This window comes from Nonomuraea sp. NPDC048882, assembly GCF_040649755.1.
In the GTDB taxonomy this organism is placed as follows: Bacteria; Actinomycetota; Actinomycetes; order Streptosporangiales; family Streptosporangiaceae; genus Nonomuraea; species Nonomuraea maheshkhaliensis.
Map to the genome: position 1 here is coordinate 39,021 of NZ_JBEZGB010000027.1, position 25,377 is coordinate 64,397.

The following is a 25,377-nucleotide window of genomic DNA, read 5'->3' on the forward strand; positions in this document are numbered from 1 at the left end:
CACCGAGGGCACTACCAAAGGAGCGGCCTTGCTGACCGGACTCGTGATGGACCTCGTGGCGATCATCGCGCTCGCCTACGGCCTCTACTATCGGCGCCATCATCGGCGTGATCTGCTGTTCGCCTACATAGCGCTCAACGTGGGCATCTTCGCGGTCGTGTCGCTGCTGCTGGTGCAGCGGGTCGACATCGCCGTCGGTTTCGGGCTGTTCGGCGTGCTGTCCATCATCCGGCTCAGATCGAGCGAGATCACGCAGCAGGAGATCGCCTACTACTTCGTCGCGATCGTGCTGGGCCTGGTCAACGGCATCGCCGGCGCGTGGCCCCTGACCGCGCTGCTGCTCGACGGGGTGCTGCTGGTGGTGATGTACCTCGCCGACCACCCCGGCCTGCTCGGCCAGACCCGCCACCAGGTGGTGACCCTCGACGTGGTGCACACCGACCCGGACGCGCTGCGACTGGACCTGGAGAGCCGGTTGCGGGGGCGGGTGCTGCACTGCGTGGTCACCCAGGTCGATTACGTCCGCGACGTGACCGTGGTGGACGTACGTTACACGGCCTCGAACGCCAAGGTGAGGGTCCGTTGATGGATGAGCCGGGTGTGCGGGCGGGGATACGGGGGCCTGGGGACGAGTAAGGCGCGCATGTCGGGACGCGGGGACGAGTAAGGCGCGAATGTGGAAGGGGGCGTGGTGATGGGTGAGTCATATGCCGATGCGCTGCTGGCCGGGGTTGCGGCCGGGGTGCCGCCGATCGGGCTGGAGGAGGTGCCGGAGCTGATGAGCCGGGTCGACTGCAAATACATCGTGACGGCGTCGACCATGGCTCGGCTCGCGGCCGAAGCGGGGGATCGGCTCTGTGTGCTGCGGATCGGCGGGCGGCGGCAGTTCCGCTACACCTCGACCTACTTCGACACCCCCGACCTGCTCACCTATCGCCAGCACCGGCAAGGCAGGCGACGCAGGTTCAAGCTCCGCACCCGGACCTACCTCGACGGGGGTGGCCGCTGGCTGGAGCTCAAGCTCAGCGGCGCGCGGGGCAGCACGGACAAACATCGCATTCCCTACGACGGGGCGCCCAGCGGGGCGCTCACGGAGGAGGCACTCGACTTCGTCCGCGACACGCTCCTCAGTGAGCTGCGGCTCATCACGCCCGAGACACTGGAGCCGGTGCTGGCCACCGACTACAGGCGGGTGACGCTCATCGACCGGTCCGGCGGGGCCCGCCTCACCTGCGACACCAGCCTGCTGTGCCACGACGGGTCGCGCAGCACTCCGGCTCGAGGTGACCTGGTTCTGCTGGAGTCGAAGTCGGCGGACGGGAAGGCGATGATCGACACGCTGCTGCGCCGGATGGGGGTGCGTCCAGTCAGCGTGAGCAAATACTGCCTCGCGGTCGCCGCACTCCGCGATTTACCGGCCAACCGCTGGCACCCCATCCTGCACCGCTACCTGGCCCACCGCCCCGCTCCCCGCCGGTCGCTCGTTGTCGGTTGAGTGCTGGGTTGGTCGTCGTGTTGTTCGGCGGTCGTCTGTTGATGGTCGGGTGCGGGCTTTGCTGTGGTGTAGGCCGACCACCCGTTCTTCGCTGAGTGTGGTGCCCACCGTTGTGTTCTTCGTCGGCCGCCCACCCTCGCCGATCGCAGGGTCACCGCCACTCACCGTCCTGCTCACCGCCCGACTCAGCGTCCTGCGCCCCGCTGGCCGCAAGGCCCGCCGTCCCGCTCTGCTCTTTGCCGGTCTCAGCGTGCAGCGTCCTGCTGGCCGTAGTGCACTGTCTGCTCGCAGCCCCGCAACCCGCCGATCGTCTGTTCTCCGTGGCAGCGCCTGCCGTCGTGATCTCCGCCGGTCGACCGCCGGTCGACCGCTGGCAGCTCGGCCTGCGCTGCTGGCCGGCTTAGCGCCTTGCTCTTCACGCGCTGCCCGTTGTCCGTTGCCCGCTGGCGACTGGCGACTGGCGACTGGCGACTGTCTGCTGCCTGCAGGGTCGCCGTCCCGCCCTCAGCCCTGCCGACCGCGGCGCCTTTGCGTCCCGCCGTTCCGCCGTCTCGCCGGTCGCCTTGGCCGAGGTCCCTCGCCTCGTTATCCGTAGTGCGGAGAGGTGGGGTGGATATCGTGAGTGGTGAGTGGATTGGCCGTTTGGAGAATTGCGGGGTGAGTGGTCTGTTTTGGGGAGTAGTTGTTGTGCTTTGCTGCTTCTCTGGTGTTGCTTGATAGGGGAGATACCGGACCGCGCCGGTCTGGGCTGGGGAAACTCGACAAGTGGGATGGCATGGTGATAGGCAGGGACTTGGGCAGTGATGATGAGTGGCGGTTGCTGCTGGATGTGCTTGCCGGCCGACGGGGGCGGGCTTGGTTGGTTGGATTGCGGAACGCGCTGCTTTCGGGGCAAAAGGGAAATATCTGATGCTTGAGCGCATTCATGAGATACCGGGTGTCTTGCTGAGTGCGGATGAGTATCTTGACGATTTCTGGCCTAATTTCCGGAAGATTGATGACGTTTTCTGGAAACTCGAACGGGTGCAGAGCTTTCGTGAGCCGAACGAGCCTGGTTGGGTCGCGATGCTGGAAGGCGACTGGGATCGGTCGATGAAGTTGATCGACGGGGGACGCGGTGTGGCGGGGGAGGGCGAGGGCCGGGTTGAGCGGTTCTCCCGGCGGCGGATAAGGATCGTGGAGCAGCCCGTCACGCCGTACGTGCAGTGGGAGATGCACGTACTCGCGCTGAGAGAGGCGGCTGCTGAGCAGGTGCGGGTGCTCGACGCCGGTGAGGTGGCCGAGCAGGAGGTCGGTCGCAGGCTGCCGGAGTTGGTCGTGCTGGGGACGGTGGCCATGTACGAGGTGACGTACGACGCGTCGGGCCGGCACAGCGGGGCGCGGCGGATCGACGATCGGGAGGTGATCGCGGCCTGCCGGGGGGAGCTCGACAAGATGTTCGCGGCGGGGGAGGAGTTCCGGGCTTACTACGAGCGGGAGATCGTGCCGTTGCCCGCTCCGCGGATGACCGTTTGAGGGGGCGGTTGGTTGCGCTGTTCGCCTGCGCCGGCCCCAAGTCCTGACCGCTCCTTGACCGCGTCCAGACCGTCAAGCCCGCCGCTCAGCCCCCGCCGCTCAGCCCCCGCCGCTCAGCCCCCGGTTCTCAGCCCTCGGGTCCTCAGCCCTCGGCCCCCGATCCTCAGCCCTCGGTCCACGACCGGGGGCTGAGCCGTGCCCGCAGCCGTGCCCGCAGTCGTGCCTCCAGATCAGGTGCCGGAGTGTTCGTCCAGGGCGGCCTCGTAGGCGCGCATCGTGGCCACGATCGTCGCTCGTTCGGCGGGGGTGAGCGCGGCCAGCACCTCCGTCCACGCGGCGGCGCTGCCGGAGAGCCACTCGGTGATCGGGGCCGCGTAGTCAGGGGCGATCGCGACGATCCTGCGGCGCCGGTCGGCGTCGTCCTCCTTCCTGGTCAGTACGCCGAGCCGGGACAGGTCACCGACCATGAGGCTGACAGTGGTGTGTGCCACCTCCAGGCGCTCGGCCAGCTGGCTCACCGTCAGCGGGCCTTCGTACTGCAGGTGGGCCAGCAGGGCGAGGTGCCGGGGGGCGAGGTCCAGCCCGCGCAGGGCGGCCGGGACCGGCAGCCGCTTCGCCCGCCCGACCAGCCGGGGCATCAACAGCAGCATCGATCGGACCGCCTGAGCCGTCGTCATACCGTCACTGGCGCTCATCTCTTCACCCTGTTACCTTTGCTATCAAATATGTTTTGCAAACAAACGGAGGTCTCGACCATGCCACATCTGACCGCACGCCTGCCCGAGAGTAAGCTGTCCGGCCGCGAGCCGGAACTGATCGCCGCGCTGACAGAGGCCGTCGTTCACGTGTACGGGGAGTGGGCTCGCGACCTGGTGGTCGTCCATCTCGACGGCGTGCCCCGGGGGCGCTGGGCCGTCGGCGGCAAGGTCGTCGACGACGCCGCGGCCGCGATCACGTTCGGCATCCGCGAGGCGGCCCTGACCCGTCCCGGCGGCAAGGAGATCGCGGCCCGGCTGGTCGCCGGGCTGACCGACGCGGTCGCCGACGTCCTCGGCGCGGAGACACGTGCCGGCACCAGCATCGACCTCGTCGCGATGCCCGAGGGCCGCTCCGGCCTCGGCGGGATCATCCCCGAATAGCCCCACCCGGAGTCTTCGCTTGGTGCGCCGTTCTAGGGAGTCGTGCCGGAGAAAGGCCGTGCCGGGTCACAGGGGGAGGTTGCCGGTGGCGGCGCTGGTGGAGCCGGTTGCCTGGTAGGCGGCGATCGTGCGTTCCGCGATGCGCATCTGATGGATCTCGTCGGCCCCGTCGGCGAAGCGGGCCCAGCGGGCGTGCTGGAACATGCTGGCCAGCGGCGTGTCCGTCGAGTAGCCGAGGGCCCCGTGCACCTGGATCGCGCGGTCGATGATGCGGTTGAGGCTGCCCGCCACGAAGTGTTTGGCCATCGACACCTCCGTACGGAAGTCCTCGCCCTTGTCGATCTTGGAGGCGGCGTGCAGGACCATGAGCTTGCACTGGTAGAGCTCCATGGCCGAGTCGGCGATCAGCCACTGGATGCCCTGCTTCTCGGCCAGCAGGGAGCCGTGGCTGTAGCGCTTGAGCGCGCGGTCGACCATCATGTCCAGGGCCGTCTCCGCCTGCGAGATCCAGCGCATGCAGTGGGCCAGGCGGGCCGGGCCGAGCCGGTACTGGCCCAGGCGGTGGCCGTTGCCGCGGCCCCCGAGGATCGCGGTGCCGGGCAGGCGCAGGTCCTTGATGACGATCTCGCTGTGACCGGTGGAGCCGTGCATGGTCTCGACCTCGCGCACGTCGTTCCAGCCGGGGTTGGGCAGGTCGACGAGGAAGGCGGTGTTGGCCCCGCGCGAGCCCTCCGGCACGTCCTGTTCCGTCCTGGCGATGAGGATGGCGAAGCTGGCCCGGCGGGCGTTGGAGATGAACCATTTGTGGCCGTTGATCACCCACTCGTCGCCGTCCTGGACCGCCTCCGTACGGATGAGCGTGGGGTCGGAGCCGGCGACTTCGGGCTCGGTCATGGCGAAGCAGGACATCTGGACGCCGTCGAGCAGCGGGCGCAGGTACTTCTCCTTCTGCGCGTCGTCCGCCCAGTGCAGCAGGGTGTGCATGTTGCCCTCGTCCGGCGCCTGGCAGTTGAGCACCCACGGGCCGATGCGGGTCTTGGCCGCCTCCGACTGCACCATGGCCAGCTCCACGTGCCCGAGGCCCATGCCGCCCCACTCCTTCGGCATGTGCGGCAGCCAGAGCCCCTCGGCCTTGGCGAGCGAGCGCAGGCGGAAGATCGTGCGGAGGTAGGCGTCGCGGTCGTCCTCCCGCACCTCCTCCATGGCGGGAACGACCGTGCCCTGGATGAAGGCGCGGACCCGCTTGCGGATCTCCTCGTGCTCGGGGGAAAGGGTGAAATCGATGGCCATGCTCACTCCTTGGGAACAGCGGGGGCAGGTGACGTCTCCGGGTAATGGCAGGCGAGCCAGTGGTCCGCGCCGATCCGCCGGATCGTGGGCTCCTCCTCGGCGCACCGCGCCGCCGCCCGCGGGCAGCGCGTACGGAAGCGGCACCCCGTCGGCGGGCTGACCGGCGACGGCGGCTCGCCGCTGATGAGCTGGTCGGCGGGCGGGAGGTCGAGGCCGCCGCCGGGGATGGAGGCGATCAGGGCCCGCGTGTACGGATGCGCCGGCCGGCCGATCAGGTCGGCGCTCGGCGCCAGCTCGCACACCTTGCCGAGATACATCACCATGATCCGGTCACTGACGTTCTTCACCACGGCCAGGTCGTGGGCGATGAAGACGAGCGTGAGCCGGTAGCGGTCCTTGAGGTCCTCCAGCAGCCCGAGGATCTGGGCCTGCACCGAGACGTCCAGCGCCGACACCGGCTCGTCGCAGATCATCACCTCGGGATCGAGGATCAGCGCCCTGGCGATCGAGATGCGCTGGCACTGCCCGCCGGAGAACTCGTGCGGCCGCCGTACCGCCGCCGTCGCCGGATCGAGCCCGACCGCCTCCAGCACCTCGTCCACCCGGTCGCCGGGCAGGTTCCACACGCGCGGGCCCTCGCCGACGATCTCGCGGACGCGGCGGCGGGGGTTGAGGGAGGAGATGGGGTCCTGGAAGATCATCTGAAGGCGGCGGCGGGTTCTGCGCAGGGCCTCGCCTCGCAGCGCGGTCAGTTCGAGTCCGTCGAGCCGTACGGAGCCGGAGCGGGGCGGCGGGAGCTGTACGAGCGCCCGCGCCGCGCTGGACTTGCCGCAGCCCGACTCGCCGACGATGCCGAGCGTCTCGCCGCGCGCCAGGTCGAAGCTCACCCCGGAGACCGCGCTGACGGTGCGGCCGCGGCCGGCGGGGAACTCCACGACCAGATCCTCCACCCGCAGCAGCACCTCGTCACGAGGACGCAGGTGAGCGCTTCCGCTACCGGCCACCGCCGTCAGCCCCTTCCGTCAGGTGAGCGCCTCCGCTATCGGCCACCGCTCTCAGCCCCTCCCGTGACTTCCGTGATTTCCGCGATGTCGGAGGACGGCGCCGTCGTCGTCCCGTCCAGGGCCCGCCCGCGCGGGTGCCAGCAGGCGTAGCGGCGACGGTCGTGCGCGTCCTCGAACAGCGGCGGCGCCTCCGCCTCGCACCGTTCGTCCGCGTACGCGCACCGCGCCCGGAACGCGCACCCCTCGGGCAGGTCCACCAGGTCGGGCGGCCGGCCGGGGATGACCCTGAGCCGATGGTGCACGGGGTCGGTCAGCCGGGGCGCCGCCTGGAGCAGCGCCTCCGTGTACGGCATCCGGGGCCGCGCGAACACCTCGGCCGCCGGCCCCCGTTCGACCACCTTGCCGGCGTACATGACGATCACCTCGTCCGCCCATCTGGCCACCACGGACAGATCGTGGCTGACCAGGACCACGGCCATGTCCCGCTCCTCGCGCTGCCGGTGCAGCAGCCGCAGCACCTGGTCCTGGATGGTCACGTCGAGCGCGGTGGTGGGCTCGTCCGCGAACAGCACGTCGGGCCGGCACGACAGCGCCATCGCGATCGTCACCCGCTGCCGCATCCCGCCGGAGAGCTGGTGGGGGTAGCGGCGCAGCATCCGTACGGGATCGGGGATGCCGACCGAGGCCAGCAGCTCCGCGGCCTCCGCGCGGGCCTGCCGGCGGGTCAGGTTCATGTGCACCCGCAGCGGCTCCATGACCTGGGTGCCGATGGTGCGCACCGGGTTCAGCGCGGTCATCGGGTCCTGGAAGACGGTGCCGAGCCGCGGCCCGAGCACCGAGCGCATCTCGGCGGCGGTGTAGGAGGTCAGGTCGTCGCCCGACAGGTACACGTTCCCGCCCCTGACCGACGTGCCGGGCAGCAGGCCCAGAACGGAACGGATCAGCATCGACTTGCCCGATCCCGACTCCCCGACGATGGCCAGCGTCCGGCCGCGCTCCAAGGTGAACGACACCCCGTCCACGGCCTTGACCAGGCCGCGCGGCGTGACGAAGTGGGTGCGCAGCTCCTCCACCTGGAGCAGGACGTCGCGGACGGGATGCGTGGTGGCGGGCAGCGCGGGGGCGGCCTGGCGTACCGGTTCGAGACCGCTCTCCCGGACGTCCGTCAACGACCGCAGCCGGTCGCCCACCAGGTTGAACGACAGCACGGTCAGGAACATGGCGATCGAGGGCGCCAGCACCACGTGGGGCGCGGTCTCCATGAGCGTGCGGCCCTCGTTGATCAGCCCGCCCCAGGTCGGGGTGGGCGCCTGGACGGACAGACCCAGGAAGGCCAGGCTGCCCTCGGCGACGACGACCACGGCCATGCCGATGAACGCGTACGACGCCGCCGGCACCGCCACGTTCGGCACGATCTCCCGCCACAGGATGCGCCGGTCGCGGGTGCCCAGCACGCGGGCGGCCAGCACGAACTCGCGCTCGGCGAAGGTGAGCGTGGCGCCCCTGATGAGCCGGACCCAGGAGGGGACGCCGAGCACACCCAGCACGATCAGCACGTTACGCAGGTTGGCACCGGCGAAGGCGACCACGGCCAGCGCGAACACCAGCGCGGGGAACGCCTGCGCCACGTCGTTGACCGCCATGATGACCGCGTCCGCGGCCTTGCGGCGGTAGCCGGCCAGGATGCCGAGCGGGGCGCCGATGCCCAGGCCGAGCAGGACGGCGCCGATGCCGACGCCGAGGGAGACGCGGGCGCCGTACACGACCCTGCTGAGCACGTCGCGGCCGAGACCGTCGGTGCCGAACGGATGCGCGGCGCTGGGACCCGACTGGGGCGGCCCGGCGAGCGTCTCGTCATAAGGGGCGAACGGCAGCAGGTCGGCCAGGAGCGCGGCCAGCAGGATCAGCCCGATCCAGCCGACCGCCAGCCAGAAGCCGAGCCCCGCCCGCCTACGCACGCCTGATCCTGGGATCGACGGCGGCGTACACCAGGTCCACCGCGAAGTTGACGACCACGTAGCCGACCGAGATCAGCACGACGCCTCCCTGAACCGTCAGGTAGTCGCGGGAAAAGATGGAGTCGACGATGAGCCGCCCGACACCGGGCAGGCCGAAGAGCGTCTCGATGATCACGGTGCCGCCGATGAGCGCGCCCAGGTTGAGGCCGACGGCGGTGATCAGGGTGATCGCGGAGGGGCGCAGCGCGTGCCGCCACATGATCCGGCGCGGGGACAGGCCGCGGGCGCGCGCCAGCGTGATGTAGTCCTCCTGGAGGGTGGCGATCAGGTCCGTACGCAGCAGCCGCGCGTACACCGCCAGTTGCCCCGCGCCCAGCGTGACCGCGGGCAGGATGACCGAGGTGAGGTTCCAGCCCAGGTCGAGGGAGATGGGCGTCCACCCGGTCGCGGGCACCACCTGCCAGGTGACCGCGAAGACGAGGATCAGCAGCACGCCCAGCACGAAGACGGGCGTGGACAGCAGCGCGAAGCTGAGCGCGGTGAGCGCCTGGTCCAGCGCGCGGCCCGCGCGGCGGGCGGCGGCCACGCCCACGGGGATCGCCAGCCCCAGCGCGATGACCTGCGCCGCGACCAGCAGTTCCAGCGTGACGGGCAGCCGTTCGGCCAGCTCGGAGCCGACGGGCATCCGGGTGATGTACGAGGTGCCGAAGTCGCCGGTGGCCAGGCCGCCGAGCCAGTCGAGGTAGCGCACCAGCAGCGGCTGGTCCAGCCCCATCTCCTGGCGGAGCTGGGCGCGGGCCTCCTCGGTCGCCGACAGACCCAGGATCTGCGTGACCGGGTCGCCGGGCAGCAGGTTGAGCAGGACGAAGGAGAGGAAGGTCACCACGACCAGCACCACCAGGAGCCGGATCAGCCGGTGGAGGACGATCACCGCTCGCTGACCCAGAGCTGGCCGAACGGGTGGTACGGGATGGGCGACCCGGTCAGCGGCAGGCCCTTCTCACCGTCGGGCAGCACGTGCTCGCCGATGCCGCGCACCTTCGTCTTGGCCACGATGGCGCCGGTGTTGAGGTGGTCGACGAAGATGTAGGGCACCAGCTCGCGCAGGCGTTCCTGCACGGTCTTGTACGCGGCCTTGCGGGCGGCCTCGTCCGGGTTCATCCGGCCGACGTCGAACGCCTTGCTCAGCGTGTCGTCCTTGAGCCTGGTCATGTTGAGCGAGACGGCGCCGATGGGCTTGGCGTAGCCCTGGTGCATCCAGATGTACTCGCCGTCGGGGTCCTGGGCGGAGAACTGCGTCCACACGGTGGCCGTGAAGTTGCCGGTGATGGCGCGGTTGATCAGGTCGGCCTGGTCGGCCTGCTTGATCGAGACCTCCATGCCGGCCTTGCGCCACATGTCCTGGGCCAGCTCGACGCCTTGCATGGTGTTGGGGTCGGGGGTGGAGATCAGCTCGAAGCGGAGCGGGCCCTTCTCCGCCTCGACCTCCTTGACCAGCGCGGACGCCTTGGCCAGGTCGTACTCGGGATAGCCGCCGGGGGCGTACCACTTGGAGTCCTTCGACCACGGGCCGTCGGCCTGCTCGGTCAGCCCGCCGCGCAGGGTCGAGATGACGGCCTTCCTGTCGGTGGCGTGGGCCATGGCCTTGCGCACCCGTACGTCGTCGAGCGGGGCCACCTCGGTGTTGAGCAGGAACATGTACTCGGCCACGGCCATGCCCTGCGCCCGGTGGATGGTGTAGGCGTCCTTGAGCGCGCCGAACTTGGTCAGGTCCTCGTCGCGGGAGGTGCCGATGGCGTCGACGCCGCCCGCTTCGAGGGTCTGGGCCCTGGTCTGGCTGTCGGGCAGGATCCGGAACTCGACCTCGTCCAGGTGGGGCAGGCCCTGGCGCCAGTAGCGCGGGTTGCGGGTGACGACCATGCGGTTGTCCGGCACGTACTCCTTGAAGAGGAACGGGCCGGTGCCGACCGGCTTGAGGCTGGCGGCCTTGGGGTCGTTCAGCGAGGCCGGCGGGACGATCATGCCGGTCTGCGTGGACAGGTAGTAGGGGAAGGCCACCCACGGCTGGTTCAGCACGACCTTGACCGTCATGGGGTCGGCCAGCTCGAACGACTTGATCGGCACGAAGACGGCCGCGGTCAGCGGCGACTTCTTCTGCGCCTCCAGGTTGGCCTTGACGATGTCACCGGTCAGGGACATGCCGTCGGAGAAGGAGATACCCGATCTGACCTTGATGGTCCACTCGTCGTAGGTGTCGTTCGGGGTGAGCGACTCGGCCAGGTACGGCTTCCAGTCGCCCTCGGCGTCCACGCTCACCAGGGCTTCGATGATCGTGCCTGCCATGCTGTAGCTCTGCGCCGCGAACTGGTCGGTGAGCGGGTTGAAGCCGTTGGCGTCCGCGCTGAGCGCGTAGACCAGGCGTCCGCCCTGCACGGGCCCTGTTACGGGCACTGTCGCGGGCGCCCCTGACTGCGGCGGCCCCGCGACCGGCCGTTGCCCGCTGCATGCCAGCAGCACCGTCGCGGCCAGCACCAACGTGGCCGGCGTCCTCCAGCGTCTCATGCACGCCCTCCTCCCGGCTGATCCCCCGAGAGCAATTTCACCGATAGTACTATCGGTGAAATTCCGCACAAGTGCCGCGGGACAATCGTTACGAGGGGAGGGGGATCGATGACGGGCACACCGCTGACCAGAAGCGAGGCCAAGGATCTGACCAGGCGCAGGCTCATCCGCGCCGCGCTGGCGATCCTGGACGAGGAGGGCGAGGCGGGCCTGTCCACGGTCAAGGTCGCCAAGGCCGCCGGCATCGCGCAGTCCAGCTTCTACGTGCACTTCAAGGACATGCAGGAGCTGCTGCGGGTGCTCGCCGACGAGGGCGGCGAGCAGTTGTTCGCGGCCATGCGCGAGGCCCGCCGCAAGGCCCGCGAGGCCCCCGACGACCTCGAACGGCACCGCGACACGTTCCGCATCCCGCTGGTCGCCATCTGCCGCCATCCCGAGCTGCTGCGCATCCAGCTCAGAGCCAGGTACGACCCCTCGTCCTCGCTGCGCGACTTCGCCGTGGCGACGGCGGCGGCCCATCGCGATCACCACGCCGCCGACCTGGCCGCGCTCGGCTACACCGCCGACGACGAACGCGACAGGCGGCGGCTGGAGATGATCGCGGAGGGCATCAACGCGGCCACCAACGCGCTGGCCATGGGGCACCTGGAGGGGCGCTACCCCGACCTGGACGAGGCCGCCGACATCCTGACCGCCCTGTCCCGCGGCGCCCTGCGGCTACTGCGCAGCACGTCGGCCAAGGCCGCCCCCACGGAGCGGCCTCAGGACGAGGCCGCGCCGGGGGACGGTGCTCAGGAAGCGGCGGCTCCAGGGGACGGGGCGGCTCCGGGGGACGGGGCGGCTCGCGGCGGGCCGTGACGCGTTCGCTCAGAGCCGCACCTCGGCGGCGAGTGCCGACGCCTCCTCCTCGCTCAGCCTGCCGTCCGCGACGATCGTGACCACCCGCCGGGTCAGCGTGCTGTCGACGATCAGCGGCGTGTCCCAGGCCAGCGCCTGCCCCACGCCCGGATACTCCTCGACCCGGACGAACCACGGGTCGTCCGCCTGGACGAAGATCAGCGTCCAGTCCCGGCCCTCCGGGGTGCGGCCCGACATGGCGATCCACGGCTCCCGGCTGCCGTGCACCGCCCGCTCGTCGCCGGGCAGCGTGCGGCGGGCGTGGGAGGTGCCGGGGGCGCGCCAGAAGAAGCCGCCGTAGCCGGCGCCCGCCCGGCCCTTCGTGGCCGAGCTCTGGATCGTCAGCGGCTCGCCGGTGAGGTTGGTCAGCGTGAACGCGAAATCCAGCGCCCAGGCGGCCCCGACCGGTGGGGAGCCCGGTGGGGAGCCCGGTGCCCAGGCTCCGAGCTGCGGCGGGTCCTGCGTCGAGGCTGTCCCGATCGGCCGGGCCGTGACCGTTCGTTCCTCGCGGGCCATCAGGCCGCCGGGCCCGATCCACTCGATCTGCTCGGCGAACCCGCCGTCCTCCAGCCGGGTGAACGCCACGTGCCGCTGCTGGCCGTGATCCGCCAGCCAGGCCGGCCCCCGGTCCTTGACGTACGTGCGCCCGCCCCAGAAGTTCGCCCCGCCGAGGTCGGAGATCGCCACGCCGACGCCCAGGTGGTGCACGTGGTCCTCGGGGCGGACCTCGGTCACCTCCACGCCGCCGAGCGTGCGCACCCCGTACAGGTAGGGGCGGGGCGAGTCGGTGGCGGGCAGGTCGGGACGCCAGTCGTAGACGGCCACCTCCCGGCCCGACACCAGCAGCTCCACCCGCGTCCACGCCGCGCCCAGCTCGGAGTAGAGCGCCAGCTCCCTGGCGCTGAGGTCGGTCAGCCCGACCACGCCGGGCAGCACCCGGCCGGTCACCTCGCCCGACTCGTCCCGGTGCACGATCTGGTGCCGTTCGGGGATCGGCACCGGTTCTGGGGCCAGCCGGATCGCGTCCAGCACGCGCGTGAACCGTTCGGTGCCGGCCAGCGGCACCAGCAGGTCCGCGCCCGTGCGCGCGTGGTCGATGAGGTTCTCCAGCAGGCCCGTCCGCTCGTGCGCGGTCGTCGTGACCGAGCCGTCGTCCAGCTCCACCGTGAGCCGGTCCTGGGTGTAGTAGAGCGTGGCGCGGCCCGCGTCGCCGTGCACGGTCACGTACGGCTCGTGCCGCGGCTGCTCGTCGGGCGCGCACAACGTCACCGCGATCGTGATCGTCAGCCCGTCCTCCAGCCGGACGCGCAGGCAGGAGGTGTCGTCCGACTCGATCGGGTTCGCGTGGTAAAGCTCGGTCTCGATCTCCGCGATCGGGGCGTCGGCGATGGCCAGCGCGGTCGCGACGGCGTGCGCGAACGGGTTCGTCAGCGCGCCGTCCATCACGTCCACGCCGTTCAGCCGGCGCCGGCCCGCCCACGGGGAGCGGGTGAAGTAGGAGGCGGGACGCGCCCAGGCGCCCGCGCCGCCGATGCCGCGCACCAGGCCGAGCGTGCCGCCCGCGATCAGCTCGCGCAGCGCCGGGACGGCCGTCGATCCGAGCGACTGGAACCCGACCTGGCAGCTCAGCCCGGTCTCCGCGACCGCCGCGGCGATCCTGCGGTGCTCGTCGGGGTTCGGCGCCGGCGGTTTCTCCAGCAGCACGTGCGAGCCGGCCCGCAGCGCGGTCACCGCGAGGTCGGCGTGGGTGTTGATCGGCGTGCAGACGACGGTGAACTCCGCGCCCGTCTTGACGATCAGCTCGCCCAGGTCGGACGACTGCGGCGGCGTGGCGAAGTCCACCTCCACGGGCCGCAGGTCGCAGATCCCGGCCAGCGTGACCAGCCCGCGCCCGCTCAGCTCGCGCAGAATGCCCAGATGGTGCTGTCCGTGTCCCTGCGCCCCGGCCAGGACGACCTTCGCCGGCGCCATCACGACCACCTCAGCCCGAGCCCGGCCCGGCCGCCGGCCCGCAGCACACCGCCGGAGATCTCCACGGGGTACGGCTCCGCCAGCAGCCCCAGCCGCCCGAACGAGGCGTCCTCCACGTCCTCCACCATCGACGGCAGCGGCAGGGCCAGGGCGAGCTGCCCCGACACCTCGCTCAGCAGGTGCGGATAGACCGGCACGCCATAGGTCCTGGCCAGCTCCGCGATCCGCAGGAACGGCGTGATGCCGCCGACCCGCACCACGTTCGGCTGGACCACGTCGCAGGCGCCCGCCGCCAGCAGGTCGCGGAAGCCGTACGTGGTGTAGACGTTCTCGCCCACCGCCACCGGCACGTCGATCGAGCGGCGCAGCTCCACGTGCCCGGCCACGTCGTCGGCGGGCAGCGGCTCCTCGATCCAGTGCAGCCCGAACTCGCGCAGCGCGGCCAGCGCCCGCCGCGCCCTGTGCAGGTCCCAGCGCTGGTTGGCGTCGATCATCAGCAGCCGATCGGGGCCGATCACCGCGCGCACCGCGGCCACCCTGGCCACGTCCTCGGCCAGGTCGGGACGGCCCACCTTGATCTTGACGCCCCGGTAGCCGGCCGCGACCCAGCGCCCGGCCTGCTCGACCAGCTCCTCCAGCGGGTAGTGCAGGTTGACGCCGCTGCCGTACACGGGAAGCTCGTCGCGCCGGCGGCCCAGCACGTCGGGCAGCGCCTCGGCGCCGCAGCGCAGGTCCCACAGCGCCAGGTCGACGCCGGCCAGCGCGACCGTGGTGATCCCGCCGGGTCCCGCCTCGCGCAGGTGTCGCCACAGGCGGTCCCACACCACCTCGGGATGGGCGGGCAGCCCGATCAGCGCCTCCCGGATGTCGTGGTCGAGCAGCGCCCGCACCGCGTGCGCGCCGATCTGCGGCGTCCACGAGAAGCCGGTGCCGGTACGCCCGTCGGCGAGCGTGACATGGGTGACGATCACGTGGTTGGCCGGCACGTCCGCGCCCCACGGGCGCGGCAGCGGGGCGGTGCGCAGCTCGGTACGCAGGTCCGCGATCGTCATGACGCCACCCGTTCCAGCCCGGTCTTGATCAGCGTCTCCAGCTCCTCCAGGTGCTCGCCGCTCACCTCCACCAGAGGCGGGCGCACGGAGCCCACGTCCAGGCCGCGCAGCCGGACGCCGGCCTTGACCAGCGAGACGGGGTAGCCGGGGACCTTGCCGCGCAGGCGTACGAGCGGGGCGTAGAACTCGGTGAGCAGCCGCTCCTCGCCGTTCAGGTAGGCCAGCGCGATCTCGGGAGCGAAGGCGAACACCGCGCTGGAGTACAGCTCGACCCCGAGCCCCCGGTAGGCGGGCATGGTCAGCTCGGCCGTGGGCAGCCCGTTGAAGAACAGGAAGTCCGGGTACGACTCGCGCACGGCCAGCACGATGCGCTGCATCCGGTCGATGTCGCCCACGCCGTCCTTGAGCCCGATCACCCCGGGCAGGCCGGCCAGCGCCACCACGGCCTCCGGTTCGAGCACCACGGAGCCGCGCTGGTAGATGATCACCGGCAGCACCTCGGCCACCGCCCGCACGTACGCCTCGAAGCCATGCCCAGGCCCCTGGGCCAGGTACGGCGGCATCAGCAGCAGCCCGTCCGCGCCCGCCTCCCTGGCTGCCCGCGCCTGGTTCAGCGCGGCGCCGAGCGGCCCGCCCGCGCCCGCGAACACCGGCACCCGGCCGGCCACGACCTCGGCGGCCACCCGTACCGCCCGCGCGTGCTCGGACTCCGACAACGCGGAGAACTCGCCCGTGCCGCAGGCCGCGAACACGCCGCCGGGGCCGTGCTCCATCCCCCGCCGCACGTGCTCGGCCAGCACCTCCTCGGCGAGCGCGCCGCCGGCGTCGAACGGGGTCACGGGAAAGAACAGCACACCGCTGAGATTCACGGAATCTCCTTGAGAATAGAAACCCCGGCCTTGTGGGCGGGACGGAAAGTCGGACAGGTGCCGCTGAATCCCCTCACGGGTGGCTGTGCGGGCCGGCCGCTTCGAGGAGGGGGGAGTCGTCCTTGAGCTCGGTACGCCAGCTTCGCTTGGGCTGCCAGCCGAGCAGGCGCTCCGCCTTGGCGGTGGAGAAGGCGGGTGTGGTGCCGGTCAGCGCGGCCGCGAACGGCTCGGTGCCGGGGACGACCTGGGGGAGCAGGTCGGCCAGCGGCTTCCTGGCCAGCGCGTCGGCCGCACCGGCGAAGAAGATCTCGCCGTTGGGCAGCTCGGGCAGCGCCTCGCCGAGCACGGCGATCATCTCGGCGGCGTCGCGGGAGTCGATGTAGTTGAACAGCGACACCCCGCCCAGCTCGGGCCGGTCGAGCCGCTCACGCACGGTGTGGCCGGCCTGTGTCGGCGCGCCCGCCCACTCCTCGGGCGGGATCACGAAGCAGGGCCGCACCGCGGCCATCTTCGTCTTCCCCGCGCGGGAGAAGGCCCGCATCGTCTGCTCGGCGGTCACCTTGGACAGGTTGTACGCGTTCCACGGCAGAACAGGATGTTCCTCGTCGATCGGCAGATAGTGCGGCGCCCACCCGCCCGGCGCACCGTACCCCATGACGGTGGGGCTGCTGGCCACCACCACGCCGGGCACGCCGAGCGCCACCGACGCCTCGCACACGTTGAACGCGAGCCGGGTGTTGACCTTGAAGATCACCGATTCCGGGAAGCTGAACGGGGTGGCGATCGCGGCGAGGTGGATCACCGACTCGGGCCGGAACCTGGCGATCACCTCGAACGTCTCACCCGTGTCGGTGAGGTCGGCCGGTAACGTGACGGCCGCCTCCGCAGGAGTGCCCGGGGCGCGGTCGACGCCGATGACCTCGTGCCCGGCCGCCGCGAGCGTGCTGACCACGCTGCGGCCGAGGCGTCCTGCGCTTCCGGTGACGAGGACTCTGCTCACCGTGAGTGGCTCCTTCAAGACTGCAAACAGTTGCACTAAACCTTCGGGTCAGCAAGGGTGAGGCGTCAAGAGGCGATTTCGTCACCGGCTCTCTAGCTGGGGGTTCCCGGCGAGTTCTGGTGGCAAGCGCTTTCACCGACTTCCAAGCGCCTGCAAGCGGTTGCGTTAGGGTGTGCGACGTGACAGTGACGATTCGTGATGTGGCCAGGGCGTCCGGGGTCCATGTGTCGACCGTGTCCCGGACCTTCTCCGCGCCCCACATGGTGAACGCCGCCACCCGCTCCAGGGTGCTGACGGTGGCCGAGGAGCTGGGGTACCGGCCCAACCGGGCGGCCAGGGCGCTCACGACCGGGCGCACCCACAATCTCGGCCTGATCGTGGCCGACATCGCCAACCCGTTCTTCCCGCCGCTGATCAAGGCGGCCCACGCGGCGGCCCGCCAGCGCGACTACCACCTGTTCGTGGCCGACACCGACGAGGAGCCGGCCGCGGAGGAGGAGCTGGTGCAGGCGTTCTCCAAGCAGGTGGACGGCGTGGTGCTGTGCAGCCCGCGCTCGTCCAACAAGGCGCTCGAACGGCTGGCCGAGCGGGTGCCGTTCGTGGTGATCAACCGGCGGCTGCGCGGCGCGGCCACCGTGCTGATGGACGTGGGCCACGGCGCCAGGCTGGCGGTCGAGCATCTGGCCGGGCTCGGGCACACCCGGGTCGCGCTGGTGTCGGGGCCGGCCGGCTCGTGGACGAGCGCCGAGATCCGTACGGCCGCCGAGCAGGTGCCGGACGTCGACCTCGTCGTCGTGGGCCCCAACGCGCCCACCGAGCGCGGCGGGTACGCCGCGGCGGCCCGCGTGCGGGACTCGGGGGTGACCGGCGTGCTGGCCTACAACGACCTGGTCGCGATCGGCCTGATCGAGGGGCTCGGCGATCTCGGGCTGAGCGTGCCGGCGGACGTGAGCGTGGTGGGGATCGACGACATCGTGCCCGGGCGGCTGTCACGGCCGAAGCTCACCACGGTCGCCATGCCCACGGCCGCCGCCGGGCGGCTGGCGGTCGATCTGCTCATCCAGGAGGTGACGGCCACCACGTCGCTGGAGACCCGGCTGGTCATCAGGGACTCCACCGCGGCTCCACGATAGCGGGCTCTGCAAACGGTTGTACTAAACCGGATCGTAACTCATCTGACTTATTTGCGGGACGAGCTTGCTAGCAGGGGAAATGCGGTCGCGATATATCGGTAACGGCTATGTAACGTCTGCAAAGGGTTGACGGAACTTTCCTGCCAGCTATAGGAAAGCGCTATCCATTCGCTTCTTGCCGGAAGGTCCGTGATGACAGAAGTTTCGGTGGCGAGCGGGCCGGCAGGTGGCGGCCACCGATCCACGAAACGGTCCCGCCGTGAGGCACGGGCCGCCTACCTCTTCCTGGCGCCCTGGTTCGTCGGCCTGCTCGTCATCACGATCGGCCCGATCTTCGCCTCGCTCTACCTGTCGTTCACCGACTACAGCCTCCTGGAGGAGGCCAAGTGGGTCGGGCTCGACAACTACACCAAGATGTTCACCGAGGATCCGAGGTTCCTGAACTCGCTCAAGGTGACCACGGTCTACGTGATCGTCTCGGTGCCGCTGCAGTTGGCCTTCGCGCTCGCGCTGGCCCTCGTGCTCGACCGCGGGCTGCGCGGGCTGCCCATCTACCGCTCGATCTTCTACCTGCCCTCGCTGCTGGGCGGCAGCGTCGCCATCGCGATCCTGTGGCGCAAGGTCTTCGGCGCCGACGGCCTGGTCAACGCGGTGCTGTCGATCTTCGGCATCCAGGGGCCCGGTTGGGTGGGCCACCCCGACTACGCGCTGGGCACGCTGATCCTCCTGCACGTGTGGACGTTCGGCGCGCCGATGATCATCTTCCTGGCGGGGCTGCGGCAGATCCCGAGCAGTTACTACGAGGCAGCCGCCGTGGACGGGGCCGGCTGGCTTCGTCAGTTCCGCTCCATCACGCTGCCGCTGCTGACGCCGATCATCTTCTTCAACCTCGTGCTGGAGCTCATCAAGTCGTTCCAGTCGTTCACCCAGGCGTTCATCGTGAGCGGCGGCAGGGGCGGCCCGGCCGACTCCACCCTGTTCTACACGCTCTACCTCTATCTCCAGGGGTTCAAGAACTACGACATGGGCTACGCCGCCGCGATGGCCTGGGTCCTGCTCCTGATCATCGCCGGGCTGACCGGGGTGAACTTCCTCGCTTCCAAGTATTGGGTCTTCTATGGCGACACGAAGTAGGCCGATCCCGGTGCTGTTCCGCCCGCTCAACGGCGGACCCGTGGTCAAGCACATCCTGCTGATCGGCTTCGGCCTGGTCATGCTCTATCCGCTGCTCTGGATGATCTCCAGTTCGCTCAAGCCGGAAGAGCTCATCTTCCGCGAGCCGGGCCTTTGGCCCAGCCAGGTCACGACCGAGAACTACACCGAGGGCTGGTACGCGCTGAAGCACCCCTTCGGCTACTACCTGTGGAACTCAGCGGTGATCACCGTGCTGTCGGTGGTGGCGAACCTGGTGGCCTGCTCGCTGGCGGCCTACGCCTTCGCCCGGCTGAACTTCCCGCTGAAGAAGCTGTGGTTCGCGATCATGCTGGGCACGATCATGCTGCCGCACCACGTGACGATCGTGCCGCAGTACATCATGTTCTCGAAGCTCGACCTGATCAACACGATCTGGCCGCTGGTCATGCCCAAGGTCCTGGCCACCGACGCGTTCTTCATCTTCCTCATGGTGCAGTTCATCCGCACGCTGCCGCGGGAGCTGGACGAGGCGGCGGAGATCGACGGCGCCGGCTACTGGCGCATCTTCATCAGGGTCGTCATGCCGCTGTGCATGCCGGCGCTGGCCACCACCGCGATCTTCACGTTCATCTGGACCTGGAACGACTTCCTCAGCCAGCTGCTCTATCTCAACAATCCCGACAATTTCACCGTGCCGGTAGCGTTGCGCACGTTCCTGGACGCCAGTAGCGATTCGTCGTGGGGGCCGATGTTCGCCATGTCGATCATCGCGCTCGGCCCCATCTTCGGGTTCTTCCTGGCAGGCCAGAAATACCTGATCCGTGGTGTGGCGACCACGGGCCTGAAGTAGTTCGTCCACCCCCCAACAGAGAACATCCCCTAGGAGGTAGAGCCGTGAGCTCTGGCAAGAAGATGTGGTCGGCGGCACTGCTCGCCACCGCTGTGCTGGCGGTCACCGCGGCCTGCGGCAGCGGCGGTGGCGGCGGCGAGCCCGCCGACGGCAAGATCAAGCTGCGCTTCTCCTACTGGGGCAGCGACGCGCGGCAGAAGATGACCGAGGAGGCCATCAAGAAGTTCGAGGCGAAGAACCCGACGATCGACGTCGAGGGCGAGTTCTCGGACTGGGCCAGCTACTACGAGACGCTGTCCACGAAGGTCGCCGGCAGCGACGCGCCCGACGTCATGAGCCTGGAGATCCGGGGCCTGCGCGAATACGCCGAGCGCGGCACCCTGGCCGACCTGGCCAGCAAGGTCAACACCGCCGACGTCGACGCGAAGGTGCTGACCACCGGCGCCATCGACGGCAAGCAGTACGCCATCCCCACCGGCGTCAACGCCTTCTCGCTGCTCGTCAACAAGTCGCTGGTCGAGCAGGCCAAGGCGGAGCTGCCTGACGACAAGCAGTGGACGTGGGACGACTACATCGCGCTGGCCAACAAGGTCACCGCCGGCAGCGGCGGCAAGGTCACCGGCACGCAGCTCAGCTGGAACCCGGCCTACCTGCAGATCTACGCCACCCAGAAGGGCGAGCAGTTCTACGCCGGCAACAAGCTCGGCCTGACGCCGGAGACCATCAAGGAATGGTGGTCGATCATGCAGAACCTGATCAAGGGCAAGGGCGCGCCCGACGCGGCCAAGAGCTCCGAGATCGGCGCCACCAGCATCGATCAGTCGCTGCTCGGCACCAACACCGGCGCGATGGGCATGTGGTGGAGCAACCAGCTCGGCGCGGCGGCCAAGGCGTCCGGCTCTGACCTCGACCTGCTGCGGATGCCGAAGATCAAGGGCGCCACCGCCGGCGGCATGTTCCTGCAGCCGGCCATGTTCTACAGCGCCTCGTCGAAGTCCGAGCACCCCGCCGAGGCGGCCAAGTTCATCGACTACATGATCAACGACCCCGAGGCGGGCGCGATCATCCTGAGCGACCGCGGCCTGCCCGCCAGCTCCAAGGTGCTCGCGGCGGTCAAGGACAAGCTCCCTGACGCCGACAAGAAGACGCTGGCCTTCCTCGACGAGGCCAAGGGCGAGCTCACCGACCCGCCCGCCGCCCCGCCGAAGGGCGCCAGCGCCATGGAGGACATCCTCACGCGCTACTCGGAAGAGGTCATGTTCGGCCGGATGGCCCCCGACGACGCCGCGCAGAAGTTCATCACGGAGGCCAACGCCTCCATCGCTGGTTGATAGGAGAAGCATGAGGTACGCGTTCGTCGGGCTCGGGCACCGCGCGCAGATGTACGTCGACGCGCTGCTCGGGGAGTGGCGCGACGCCGGCACCATCGTCGCCCTGTGCGACACCAACCGGACCCGCATGGACTATTACGCCGAGCGGATCGGTCAGGAGGTGCCGCGCTTCGCGCCCGCGGAGTTCGGCAAGGTGCTCGAGCTCGCCGACGCGGTCATCGTCACCACCGTCGACGCCACGCACGCGAAATACGTGTGCGCGGCGCTCGACGCCGGGCGCGACGTCATCGTGGAGAAGCCGCTCACGATCGACGCCGACGGCTGCGCGGCCATCGCCGCGGCCGCCGAGCGCAGCTCGGGCAAGCTGATCGTGACCTTCAACTACCGGTACTCGCCGCGCAACTCCGCCGTGCGCCGCCTGCTGATGCAGGGCGCGATCGGCGAGGTGACCTCGGTGCACTTCGAGTGGATGCTGGACACCATCCACGGCGCCGACTACTTCCGCCGCTGGCACCGCGGCCGGGCCAACTCCGGCGGGCTGCTGGTGCACAAGTCCACCCACCACTTCGACCTGATGAACTGGTGGCTCGATTCGGCGCCCGAGCTGGTCTTCGCGCAGACCGCCCTGCGTTTCTACGGCGCCGACAACGCCAGGAAGCGTGGCGTGGGCGAGCGTCCCGAGCGCGCCCAGGGCGCGCCAGGCCTGGGCACGGACCCGTACCTGCTGGACATCTCCAAGGACGAGCGGCTGCGGCGCCTCTACCTGGAGGCCGAGCACGAGGACGGCTACATCCGCGACCAGGACGTCTTCGGCGAGGGCATCGACATCGACGACAACATGTCGGTGATGGTCCGCTACGCCAACCGCGCCGTCATGACCTACTCCCTGCACGCCCACTCCCCGTGGGAGGGCTACCGGGTGGCCTTCAACGGCACGGCAGGGCGGCTGGAGCTGGATGTGGTGGAGCGGGAGTGGACGCCCCCGCACGCCGCCATCGACCCGAGCGCGGCGGCCAAGGAGCACGCGACCGGCTCGTCGGAGCGGCTCACGCTGCGCCGGCACTGGAGCGAGCCGGAGGAGGTGCCGATCGAGACGGGGGCCGGCGGGCACGGCGGCGGCGACCGGCTGCTGCTGAACGACGTCTTCCGCGGCCCCGACAACGACCCGCTGGCCCGGCAGGCCGGCTACCGCGACGGCATCCGCAGCGTGCTGACCGGCCACGCGGCCAACGTCTCCGCCCGTACCGGGGCTCCCGTGCACCTCGCGGACGGCGGCACGCGTGTTCGCTGAGCTGGCCGGCCTCGCGCAGGCCCAGCTCGGCCTCTATCCCAGCCTGCCGGGGCCGGAGCTGGCCGCGGCGGCGCGGGAGGCCGTCGGGGTGCTCGACCTTGAGGCGGCCGGCGTGCGGGTCGAGCGCACTTGGAGCGCGGACGGCCTGGACGGCGAGGAGCTGTCGTGGTCGGTGGGCTTCGGGCCGCGTACCCACGCGTACCTGCTCAAACCGGCCGGTGCGGGCGGCCCGCTGCCCGGGGTGGTGGCGCTGCACTGCCACGCGGGCATGAAGTGGGCCGGCAAGGAGAAGATCGCCGACGGACCTGAGGGGCCGTCCCCCGAGGTGCGCCGGCTGCGGGACGAGATCTACGGCGGGCGCGCCTTCGCCGGGGAGCTGGCCAGGCGCGGGTTCGCGGTGCTGGCCCACGACGTGTTCGTGTGGGGCAGCCGCCGCTTCCCGCTGGAGCTCCCCGACGGCCCCCTGAGCGAGGCCGACCGTCCGCTGAGCGAGGCCGACCGTTACGACCAGGCCGCCAAGGAGCACGAGCACGTCGTGGCCAAGCAGTGCGCGGCGCTCGGCACCTCGTTCACCGGCGTCGTCGCGGGGGAGGACCTCGCGGCCGCGGCCTACCTGCGCTCGCGCCCCGACGTCGGCCTCGTCGGCTGCGCCGGGCTGTCGGGCGGCGGCGCGCGGGCCGCGCTGCTCGGGGCCTTCGACCCCGAGATGAGCGCGGTCGTGGTCACCGCGATGACCTCCACCTTCCGCGAGATGCTGGCCGCGCACGTGCCCCTGCACACCTGGATGTTCTGGCCGCCGGGGCTGCCGCGGCTGGGCGACTGGCCGGACCTGGTCGCCGCCCGCGCCCCGCGACCGCTCATGGTCCAGTACGCCATGCGCGACCGCCTCTTCCCCGAGGACGGCATGCGCCGGGCCCACACGATCATCGGCGACCGCTACGCGCAGGCCCCGGAAGCCTACGAAGCGGTCTTCGCCGACGTGCCGCACAGCTTCGACGTGCCCATGCAGGAACGGGCCTTCGACTGGCTGGGCGCGCACCTGAAGGGCTGACCGCCGCCCGTTCCTGCCACGGGCGGCGGTCGTCTTGTCAGTTCCCCTGCTTCCAGGTGGCGATCAGCTTGTCGTAGTCGACCGTCTCCGGCTTGCCGCGCTCGTCGGCCAGCTTCGGCGCGGGCGCGCCCGGCTGGTCGTACCAGTACTGGGCCGGCCGCTCCTGGTTGAGCTTGGGCGCGCACTGGCCGCCGTACCCCTGCCGCTCGCGCGACAGGCGCTCCAGGCGGGACAGGATGTCGTCCTGCTGCTTGGCCAGGTTGTCCATCGACTGCTGCGGCGTGGTCTCGCCGGTCACGGCGGTGGCCACGTTCTGCCACCACAGCTGCGCCAGCTTCGGGTAGTCGGGCACGTTCGTGCCGGTCGGCGTCCACTGCACGCGGGCCGGCGAGCCGTAGAACTCGATCAGGCCGCCGTACTTCTTCGCGTTGTCGGCGAAGTAGTCGCTCTTGATGTCCGACTCGCGGATGAAGGTCAGGCCGACGATCGACTTCTTCAGCGAGACCGTCTTCGACGTGACGAACTGCGCGTACAGCCAGGCCGCGGCCCTGCGCTCCTGCGGGGTGTTCTTCAGCAGCGTCCACGAGCCGGCGTCCTGGTAGCCCAGTTTGTTGCCGTCCTTCCAGTACGCCCCGTGCGGGCTCGGCGCGATGCGCCACTTGGGCGTGCCGTCGCCGTTGACGACCGGCAGCCCCTCCTTGGTCATGTCGGCGGTGAACGAGGTGTACCAGAAGATCTGCTGGGCGATCGAGCCCTGGGCGGGGACGGGGCCCGCCTCGCTGAAGTTCATGCCCGCGGCCTCTCTGGGCGCGTACTTCTTCAGCCAGTCCACGTACTTGGTGAGCGCGTAGACCGCGGCCGGGCCGTTGGTGTCGCCGCCGCGGGTCACCGAGGAGCCGACCGGGCGGCAGTTCTCCACCCTGATGCCCCAGTCGTCCACCGGCAGGCCGTTGGGGATGCCGGGATCGCCGTTGCCCGCCATGGACAGCCAGGCGTCGGTGAAGCGCCAGCCCAGCGACGGGTCCTTGCGGCCGTAGTCCATGTGGCCGTAGACCTTCTTGCCGTCGACGGTGCCGTTGCCGTTGACCTTGGTGGTGAAGAACTCGGCGATGTCCTCATAGGCCGCCCAGTTGACCGGCACGCCCAGGTCGTAGCCGTAGGCGTCCTTGAACTGCTTCTTGATCTCCGGGTCGGTGAACCAGTCGTAGCGGAACCAGTAGAGGTTCGCGAACTGCTGGTCGGGGAGCTGGTAGATCTTCTTGTCCGGGCCGGTGGTGAAGCTGATGCCGATGAAGTCGTCCAGGTCGAGCGTGGGGGAGGTGACGTTCTTGCCCTCACCCGCCATGTAGTCCGACAGCGGGACCACGTAGTCGCCGCGCGAGTGGGTGCCGATGAGGTCGGAGTCGTTGACGTAGGCGTCGTAGATGTTCTGGTCGCCCTGGATCTGCGTCTGCAGCTTCTCGACGACGTCGCCCTCCTGGATCAGGTCGTGCTTGATCCTGATCCCGGTGATCTCGCTGAACGCCTTGGCGAGCTGCTGCGACTCGTACTCGTGCGTGGTGATCGTCTCGGAGACCACGTTGATCTGCATGCCGCGGTACGGCGCCGCGGCCTTGATGAACCAGTCCATCTCCGCGAGCTGCTGGTCCTTGGACAGCGTGCTCGGGGTGAACTGCTCCGTCACCCATCTCTGGGCCGCCGCCTTCCCGTCGGCCTCCTTGAAGTCGCTGGTGGGCTTGTCCGCGCCCTGGGTGCAGCCTGCCGCCATCATGACGAGCACTGTCAGACCTGCGGCCGCGGACCTGCCTGCCCGATGCCTCATCGTTCAGCTCCTT

At 70.1% G+C, this 25,377-nt stretch carries 22 protein-coding genes; 11 read left to right on the top strand and 11 right to left on the bottom strand.

Annotated elements, in window-relative coordinates:
• Positions 1-46: 46 nt before the first annotated feature.
• The 3 genes from AB0C27_RS51085 (at position 47) to AB0C27_RS51095 (ending at position 3,010) form a co-directional block, all read left to right on the top strand.
• Positions 47-586: a DUF4956 domain-containing protein gene (locus AB0C27_RS51085; protein WP_357861838.1), complete on the top strand. Its 540-nt coding sequence runs from the start codon at positions 47-49 to the stop codon at positions 584-586.
• A gap of 108 nt (positions 587-694) precedes the next feature.
• Positions 695-1,495 carry a polyphosphate polymerase domain-containing protein gene (locus tag AB0C27_RS51090; RefSeq protein ID WP_357861716.1) on the top strand — a complete coding sequence of 267 codons (801 nt, stop codon included), beginning with the start codon at positions 695-697 and terminating at the stop codon, positions 1,493-1,495.
• A 909-nt stretch (positions 1,496-2,404) separates the two neighbouring features.
• Complete coding sequence (locus AB0C27_RS51095) at positions 2,405-3,010, top strand: DUF6879 family protein (protein WP_357861718.1); 606 nt, start codon at positions 2,405-2,407, stop codon at positions 3,008-3,010.
• Positions 3,011-3,240: 230 nt separating this feature from the next.
• Here AB0C27_RS51095 and AB0C27_RS51100 read toward each other — a convergent pair whose 3' ends face one another.
• Positions 3,241-3,705, bottom strand: coding sequence for a helix-turn-helix domain-containing protein (locus AB0C27_RS51100; RefSeq protein ID WP_357861720.1), 465 nt, complete (start codon positions 3,703-3,705; stop codon positions 3,241-3,243).
• A 60-nt stretch (positions 3,706-3,765) separates the two neighbouring features.
• On the opposite strand from AB0C27_RS51100, the gene AB0C27_RS51105 reads away from it, so the two are divergent.
• Positions 3,766-4,149, top strand: a complete 384-nt coding sequence (locus AB0C27_RS51105) for a tautomerase family protein (RefSeq protein ID WP_357861722.1) — start codon at positions 3,766-3,768, stop codon at positions 4,147-4,149.
• Between the two features lie 66 nt (positions 4,150-4,215).
• On the opposite strand, the gene AB0C27_RS51110 is transcribed toward AB0C27_RS51105, so the two are convergent.
• From AB0C27_RS51110 to AB0C27_RS51130, 5 genes are read right to left on the bottom strand one after another with little or no spacing between them, the layout of a single operon-like run.
• Entirely contained in the window at positions 4,216-5,439 is a 1,224-nt protein-coding gene (locus AB0C27_RS51110; protein WP_357861724.1) for an acyl-CoA dehydrogenase family protein, read from the bottom strand.
• A gap of 2 nt (positions 5,440-5,441) precedes the next feature.
• The gene (locus AB0C27_RS51115; RefSeq protein WP_357861726.1) at positions 5,442-6,443 is read right to left on the bottom strand and encodes an oligopeptide/dipeptide ABC transporter ATP-binding protein; all 1,002 of its coding nucleotides are present in this window, start codon (positions 6,441-6,443) and stop codon (positions 5,442-5,444) included.
• A 35-nt stretch (positions 6,444-6,478) separates the two neighbouring features.
• On the bottom strand, positions 6,479-8,401 hold the full coding sequence (locus AB0C27_RS51120) for a dipeptide/oligopeptide/nickel ABC transporter permease/ATP-binding protein (protein WP_357861728.1): 1,923 nt from the start codon (positions 8,399-8,401) through the stop codon (positions 6,479-6,481).
• On the bottom strand, positions 8,394-9,332 hold the full coding sequence (locus AB0C27_RS51125; protein WP_357861730.1) for an ABC transporter permease: 939 nt from the start codon (positions 9,330-9,332) through the stop codon (positions 8,394-8,396). Before AB0C27_RS51125 ends, AB0C27_RS51120 begins: the two co-directional genes overlap by 8 nt.
• Positions 9,329-10,963 carry an ABC transporter substrate-binding protein gene (locus AB0C27_RS51130; protein ID WP_357861732.1) on the bottom strand — a complete coding sequence of 545 codons (1,635 nt, stop codon included), beginning with the start codon at positions 10,961-10,963 and terminating at the stop codon, positions 9,329-9,331. Before AB0C27_RS51130 ends, AB0C27_RS51125 begins: the two co-directional genes overlap by 4 nt.
• Positions 10,964-11,071: 108 nt before the next feature.
• Between AB0C27_RS51130 and AB0C27_RS51135 the strand changes: the two genes are divergently transcribed.
• A complete protein-coding gene (locus tag AB0C27_RS51135) occupies positions 11,072-11,821 on the top strand; it encodes a TetR family transcriptional regulator (protein ID WP_357861734.1) in 750 nt (249 codons plus the stop codon).
• Between the two features lie 9 nt (positions 11,822-11,830).
• Here AB0C27_RS51135 and AB0C27_RS51140 read toward each other — a convergent pair whose 3' ends face one another.
• The 4 genes from AB0C27_RS51140 to AB0C27_RS51155 form a co-directional block, all read right to left on the bottom strand.
• Positions 11,831-13,831 (bottom strand): DUF6807 family protein, encoded by a 2,001-nt coding sequence (locus AB0C27_RS51140; RefSeq protein ID WP_357861736.1) that lies wholly within the window; start codon positions 13,829-13,831, stop codon positions 11,831-11,833.
• A complete protein-coding gene (locus tag AB0C27_RS51145) occupies positions 13,831-14,883 on the bottom strand; it encodes a mandelate racemase/muconate lactonizing enzyme family protein (protein WP_357861738.1) in 1,053 nt (350 codons plus the stop codon). The genes AB0C27_RS51140 and AB0C27_RS51145 overlap by 1 nt, the downstream gene beginning before the upstream one ends.
• Positions 14,880-15,752: a 5-dehydro-4-deoxyglucarate dehydratase gene (locus AB0C27_RS51150; protein WP_357861740.1), complete on the bottom strand. Its 873-nt coding sequence runs from the start codon at positions 15,750-15,752 to the stop codon at positions 14,880-14,882. Before AB0C27_RS51150 ends, AB0C27_RS51145 begins: the two co-directional genes overlap by 4 nt.
• A 73-nt stretch (positions 15,753-15,825) precedes the next feature.
• Positions 15,826-16,752, bottom strand: a complete 927-nt coding sequence (locus AB0C27_RS51155; RefSeq protein ID WP_357861742.1) for an NAD(P)-dependent oxidoreductase — start codon at positions 16,750-16,752, stop codon at positions 15,826-15,828.
• 179 nt (positions 16,753-16,931) lie between these two features.
• Here AB0C27_RS51155 and AB0C27_RS51160 point away from each other — a divergent pair, with 179 nt between their 5' ends.
• The 6 genes from AB0C27_RS51160 to AB0C27_RS51185 all read left to right on the top strand — a co-directional run bounded on the left by AB0C27_RS51160 (position 16,932) and on the right by AB0C27_RS51185 (position 23,542).
• Positions 16,932-17,885 (top strand): LacI family DNA-binding transcriptional regulator, encoded by a 954-nt coding sequence (locus tag AB0C27_RS51160; RefSeq protein WP_357861744.1) that lies wholly within the window; start codon positions 16,932-16,934, stop codon positions 17,883-17,885.
• Positions 17,886-18,077: 192 nt separating this feature from the next.
• Positions 18,078-19,019 carry a sugar ABC transporter permease gene (locus AB0C27_RS51165; protein WP_357861746.1) on the top strand — a complete coding sequence of 314 codons (942 nt, stop codon included), beginning with the start codon at positions 18,078-18,080 and terminating at the stop codon, positions 19,017-19,019.
• Positions 19,003-19,869 carry a carbohydrate ABC transporter permease gene (locus tag AB0C27_RS51170; RefSeq protein ID WP_346104547.1) on the top strand — a complete coding sequence of 289 codons (867 nt, stop codon included), beginning with the start codon at positions 19,003-19,005 and terminating at the stop codon, positions 19,867-19,869. The genes AB0C27_RS51165 and AB0C27_RS51170 overlap by 17 nt, the downstream gene beginning before the upstream one ends.
• A 44-nt stretch (positions 19,870-19,913) precedes the next feature.
• Positions 19,914-21,200, top strand: a complete 1,287-nt coding sequence (locus tag AB0C27_RS51175) for an extracellular solute-binding protein (protein ID WP_357861748.1) — start codon at positions 19,914-19,916, stop codon at positions 21,198-21,200.
• Positions 21,201-21,210: 10 nt separating this feature from the next.
• Positions 21,211-22,491, top strand: coding sequence for a Gfo/Idh/MocA family oxidoreductase (locus AB0C27_RS51180; protein WP_357861750.1), 1,281 nt, complete (start codon positions 21,211-21,213; stop codon positions 22,489-22,491).
• Positions 22,481-23,542, top strand: coding sequence for a hypothetical protein (locus tag AB0C27_RS51185; protein WP_357861752.1), 1,062 nt, complete (start codon positions 22,481-22,483; stop codon positions 23,540-23,542). The genes AB0C27_RS51180 and AB0C27_RS51185 overlap by 11 nt, the downstream gene beginning before the upstream one ends.
• A 37-nt stretch (positions 23,543-23,579) precedes the next feature.
• Here the strand turns inward: AB0C27_RS51185 and AB0C27_RS51190 are convergent, their stop codons facing one another.
• Entirely contained in the window at positions 23,580-25,364 is a 1,785-nt protein-coding gene (locus AB0C27_RS51190) for an ABC transporter substrate-binding protein (RefSeq protein ID WP_357861754.1), read from the bottom strand.
• Between the last annotated feature and the right edge of the window lie 13 nt (positions 25,365-25,377).

Coding starts and splice junctions, on each gene's coding strand:
- AB0C27_RS51095 (WP_357861718.1), top strand. CDS start 2,405: ATGCTTGAGCGCATTCATGAGATACCGGGTGTCTTGCTGAGTGCGGAT.
- AB0C27_RS51135 (WP_357861734.1), top strand. CDS start 11,072: ATGACGGGCACACCGCTGACCAGAAGCGAGGCCAAGGATCTGACCAGG.
- AB0C27_RS51130 (WP_357861732.1), bottom strand. CDS start 10,963: ATGAGACGCTGGAGGACGCCGGCCACGTTGGTGCTGGCCGCGACGGTG.
- AB0C27_RS51110 (WP_357861724.1), bottom strand. CDS start 5,439: ATGGCCATCGATTTCACCCTTTCCCCCGAGCACGAGGAGATCCGCAAG.
- AB0C27_RS51165 (WP_357861746.1), top strand. CDS start 18,078: ATGACAGAAGTTTCGGTGGCGAGCGGGCCGGCAGGTGGCGGCCACCGA.
- AB0C27_RS51105 (WP_357861722.1), top strand. CDS start 3,766: ATGCCACATCTGACCGCACGCCTGCCCGAGAGTAAGCTGTCCGGCCGC.
- AB0C27_RS51190 (WP_357861754.1), bottom strand. CDS start 25,364: ATGAGGCATCGGGCAGGCAGGTCCGCGGCCGCAGGTCTGACAGTGCTC.
- AB0C27_RS51145 (WP_357861738.1), bottom strand. CDS start 14,883: ATGACGATCGCGGACCTGCGTACCGAGCTGCGCACCGCCCCGCTGCCG.
- AB0C27_RS51170 (WP_346104547.1), top strand. CDS start 19,003: ATGGCGACACGAAGTAGGCCGATCCCGGTGCTGTTCCGCCCGCTCAAC.
- AB0C27_RS51180 (WP_357861750.1), top strand. CDS start 21,211: ATGAGGTACGCGTTCGTCGGGCTCGGGCACCGCGCGCAGATGTACGTC.
- AB0C27_RS51085 (WP_357861838.1), top strand. CDS start 47: ATGGACCTCGTGGCGATCATCGCGCTCGCCTACGGCCTCTACTATCGG.
- AB0C27_RS51100 (WP_357861720.1), bottom strand. CDS start 3,705: ATGAGCGCCAGTGACGGTATGACGACGGCTCAGGCGGTCCGATCGATG.
- AB0C27_RS51090 (WP_357861716.1), top strand. CDS start 695: ATGGGTGAGTCATATGCCGATGCGCTGCTGGCCGGGGTTGCGGCCGGG.
- AB0C27_RS51140 (WP_357861736.1), bottom strand. CDS start 13,831: ATGGCGCCGGCGAAGGTCGTCCTGGCCGGGGCGCAGGGACACGGACAG.